Here is a 1,951-nt window from a genome sequence, read left to right on the forward strand (position 1 = left end):
CGTTGGTACTTACACAGTAGCAGCAGACGGAACTGTAACCTTTGTTCCTGAAAAATCATTCACAGGTAAAGCACCAGCCGTAACAGTTGTTCGTGAAGATAAGAATGGAACTAAAGCTTCTGCAACTTACACACCAACTGTAACTCCAGTAACTCCAACTGCAACACCTGCTGAATCTACTGGACCTCAAGGTCTTGTTCAAACTGGCACTGTAACCTTCACTGAAGGTGATGAAGTAGCTCCAATTAACAAGGATTCGATTACTCTTCTTGATGAAAATGGTCAACCAGCAGCATCAGTAGAAGCGAAATCACCAGCAGGTGACGTGATCGGTACATACACAGTTGATAAAGATACAGGTGTTGTAACCTTCACACCAACGGATAAAACATACTCAGGTGATGTTGTTCCAGTTAAGGTTCAAGCAGCTGATACAAATGGAACTACAGTAGAAACAACTTATACACCGAAGATTACTCCAGTTGTCCCAACTTCTGAAGATGCTACATCGACAGATATTCAAGGACAAACACAATCTGGTAAACCAACCTTCACCGAAGGAAATCCAAATGTTCCAATCGATGAAGATACACCAGCGACCTTCGAAGATGGCTCAACCACTAAGACAGTAGATGGTGAAGGAACTTACACTGTTTCTCCAGATGGAACCGTAACTTTCGTTCCAGAAAAATCATTCACTGGAACTGCTTCAGGCGTAACAGTGAAACGCGTGGATAAGAACGGCACTGAAATCACAGCCAAGTACACACCAACTGTGACACCAGTAACTCCAACAGCAACACCAGCTGAATCAACAGATATCCAAGGTGCGACTCAAACTGGTAAACCTAAATTCACCGAAGGCGACAGCCGTGTGCCTATGAACGATGATGTTCCAGCAAACTTCGATGATGGATCAACTACGAAGACTGTAGATGGTGTTGGTACTTACACAGTAGCAGCAGATGGAACAGTTACTTTCGTACCAGAAAAATCATTCGTCGGAACTGCACCAGCGGTAACTGTTGTTCGTGAAGATATGAACGGAACTAAAGCTTCTGCGACATATACACCAACCGTAACACCAGTTACACCAACTGCAGAAGATACAACATCTACTGACAAACAAGGTCAAACGCAAACAGGTACACCAACCTTCACACCAGGTAATCCAAATGTTCCAATGGATGATGATACACCTGCAACATTTGAAGATGGCTCAACAACTAAAGTTATTCCAGGTGAAGGAACATATACTGTTGCTCCAGACGGAACCGTAACATTTGTTCCAGAAAAATCATTCACTGGAGAAGGTACAGGCGTAACGGTGAAACGTGTCGATAAGAACGGTACTCCAGTTACAGCTAAGTACACACCAACTGTAACACCAGTAACTCCAACAGCAACTCCAGCTGAATCAGAAGCACCTCAAGGTGTGGTTCAAACTGGAACTGTAACCTTCACTGAAGGTGACCCAGTTGCACCAATCGACAAGGATACCATTACTCTTCTTGATGAAAATGGTCAGCCAGCAGCATCAGTAGATGCGAAATCACCAGCAGGTGATGTGATCGGTACCTTCACTGTTGATAAAGAAACAGGTGTTGTGACCTTCACACCAACGGATAAATCATACTCAGATGATGTGGTTTCAGTTAAGGTTCAAGGTAAAGATACAAACGGAACTGTTGCTGAGACAACTTACACACCGAAGATCACTCCAGTTGTACCAACTGCTGATCCTGCAACATCTACAGACATCCAAGGTCAAACGCAAACAGGTACACCAAGCTTCACACCTGGTAACCCTGCAATCCCAATGGATGATGATGTACCAGCTACCTTTGAAGATGGTTCAACAACAAAAGTTATTCCAGGAGAAGGAACTTACACAGTTGCTCCGGATGGAACAGTAACCTTTGTACCAGAAAAATCATTCACAGGAACAGGT

The 1,951-nt window shown here is 43.7% G+C and carries 1 pseudogene; it reads left to right on the forward strand.

The features are described from left to right. Positions 1 to 1,951 (forward strand): annotated as a pseudogene (locus HMPREF2926_RS05375) (CshA family fibrillar surface protein C); the annotation flags it as partial.

Origin of the sequence: Streptococcus sp. HMSC078D09, from assembly GCF_001813675.1 — a bacterium.
In the GTDB taxonomy this organism is placed as follows: domain Bacteria; phylum Bacillota; class Bacilli; order Lactobacillales; family Streptococcaceae; genus Streptococcus.